2 rRNA genes (1 of these 2 running past the window's edge) are annotated in these 2625 nt (G+C 51.2%); both read left to right on the top strand.

The features are described 5' to 3' along the window. Window positions 1-258 precede the first annotated feature (258 nt). Window positions 259-1807, top strand: a 16S ribosomal RNA gene (locus ACFVGW_RS35685). A gap of 170 nt (window positions 1808-1977) precedes the next feature. Further along, a 23S ribosomal RNA gene (locus ACFVGW_RS35680) occupies window positions 1978-2625 on the top strand; it runs 2280 nt beyond the window's last position. The 16S and 23S rRNA genes sit together here, the layout of an rRNA operon.

Raw genomic sequence — 2625 nt, 5'->3', positions numbered from 1 at the left:
CACGGAAGTTAAGCTCTTCAGCGCCGATGGTAGTCGGGGGTTTCCCCCTGTGAGAGTAGGACGCCGCCAAGCAATTGCACGTTAGTGTAATTTTTTAAAAAAGTTGTTGACTTTGAAGAAGTGACGTTGTATACTAATAAAGTTGCTTTAACAAAGCGGACAAACAAAATGATCTTTGAAAACTAAACAAGACAAAACGTACCTGTTAATTCAGTTTTTAAAAATCGCACAGCGATGTGCGTAGTCAGTCAAACTACTTTATCGGAGAGTTTGATCCTGGCTCAGGACGAACGCTGGCGGCGTGCCTAATACATGCAAGTCGAGCGGACAGATGGGAGCTTGCTCCCTGATGTTAGCGGCGGACGGGTGAGTAACACGTGGGTAACCTGCCTGTAAGACTGGGATAACTCCGGGAAACCGGGGCTAATACCGGATAGTTCTTTGAACCGCATGGTTCAAACATAAAAGGTGGCTTCGGCTACCACTTACAGATGGACCCGCGGCGCATTAGCTAGTTGGTGAGGTAACGGCTCACCAAGGCAACGATGCGTAGCCGACCTGAGAGGGTGATCGGCCACACTGGGACTGAGACACGGCCCAGACTCCTACGGGAGGCAGCAGTAGGGAATCTTCCGCAATGGACGAAAGTCTGACGGAGCAACGCCGCGTGAGTGATGAAGGTTTTCGGATCGTAAAGCTCTGTTGTTAGGGAAGAACAAGTGCAAGAGTAACTGCTTGCACCTTGACGGTACCTAACCAGAAAGCCACGGCTAACTACGTGCCAGCAGCCGCGGTAATACGTAGGTGGCAAGCGTTGTCCGGAATTATTGGGCGTAAAGCGCGCGCAGGCGGTTTCTTAAGTCTGATGTGAAAGCCCACGGCTCAACCGTGGAGGGTCATTGGAAACTGGGGAACTTGAGTGCAGAAGAGGAGAGTGGAATTCCACGTGTAGCGGTGAAATGCGTAGAGATGTGGAGGAACACCAGTGGCGAAGGCGACTCTCTGGTCTGTAACTGACGCTGAGGAGCGAAAGCGTGGGGAGCGAACAGGATTAGATACCCTGGTAGTCCACGCCGTAAACGATGAGTGCTAAGTGTTAGGGGGTTTCCGCCCTTTAGTGCTGCAGCTAACGCATTAAGCACTCCGCCTGGGGAGTACGGTCGCAAGACTGAAACTCAAAGGAATTGACGGGGGCCCGCACAAGCGGTGGAGCATGTGGTTTAATTCGAAGCAACGCGAAGAACCTTACCAGGTCTTGACATCCTCTGACAATCCTAGAGATAGGACGTCCCCTTCGGGGGCAGAGTGACAGGTGGTGCATGGTTGTCGTCAGCTCGTGTCGTGAGATGTTGGGTTAAGTCCCGCAACGAGCGCAACCCTTGATCTTAGTTGCCAGCATTCAGTTGGGCACTCTAAGGTGACTGCCGGTGACAAACCGGAGGAAGGTGGGGATGACGTCAAATCATCATGCCCCTTATGACCTGGGCTACACACGTGCTACAATGGACGGTACAAAGGGCTGCAAGACCGCGAGGTGGAGCTAATCTCATAAAACCGTTCTCAGTTCGGATTGTAGGCTGCAACTCGCCTACATGAAGCTGGAATCGCTAGTAATCGCGGATCAGCATGCCGCGGTGAATACGTTCCCGGGCCTTGTACACACCGCCCGTCACACCACGAGAGTTTGTAACACCCGAAGTCGGTGAGGTAACCTTTTAGGAGCCAGCCGCCGAAGGTGGGACAGATGATTGGGGTGAAGTCGTAACAAGGTAGCCGTATCGGAAGGTGCGGCTGGATCACCTCCTTTCTAAGGATATTATACGGAATATAAGACCTTGGGTCTTATAAACAGAACGTTCCCTGTCTTGTTTAGTTTTGAAGGATCATTCCTTCGAAACGTGTTCTTTGAAAACTAGATAACAGTAGACATCACATTCAATTAGTAACACAAGATATCACATAGTGATTCTTTTTAACGGTTAAGTTAGAAAGGGCGCACGGTGGATGCCTTGGCACTAGGAGCCGATGAAGGACGGGACTAACACCGATATGCTTCGGGGAGCTGTAAGCAAGCTTTGATCCGGAGATTTCCGAATGGGGAAACCCACCACTCGTAATGGAGTGGTATCCATATCTGAATTCATAGGATATGAGAAGGCAGACCCGGGGAACTGAAACATCTAAGTACCCGGAGGAAGAGAAAGCAAATGCGATTCCCTGAGTAGCGGCGAGCGAAACGGAATTAGCCCAAACCAAGAGGCTTGCCTCTTGGGGTTGTAGGACACTCTGTACGGAGTTACAAAGGAACGAGGTAGATGAAGAGGTCTGGAAAGGCCCGCCATAGGAGGTAACAGCCCTGTAGTCAAAACTTCGTTCTCTCCTGAGTGGATCCTGAGTACGGCGGAACACGTGAAATTCCGTCGGAATCCGGGAGGACCATCTCCCAAGGCTAAATACTCCCTAGTGACCGATAGTGAACCAGTACCGTGAGGGAAAGGTGAAAAGCACCCCGGAAGGGGAGTGAAAGAGATCCTGAAACCGTGTGCCTACAAGTAGTCAGAGCCCGTTAACGGGTGATGGCGTGCCTTTTGTAGAATGAACCGGCGAGTTACGATCCCGTGCAAG

It is taken from the genome of Streptomyces sp. NPDC127129, assembly GCF_042671585.1.
GTDB lineage: Bacteria > Actinomycetota > Actinomycetes > Streptomycetales > Streptomycetaceae > Streptomyces.
The sequence above is the reverse complement of the archived record's forward strand: the minus strand, read 5'-3'. Positions and strand labels throughout refer to the sequence as shown.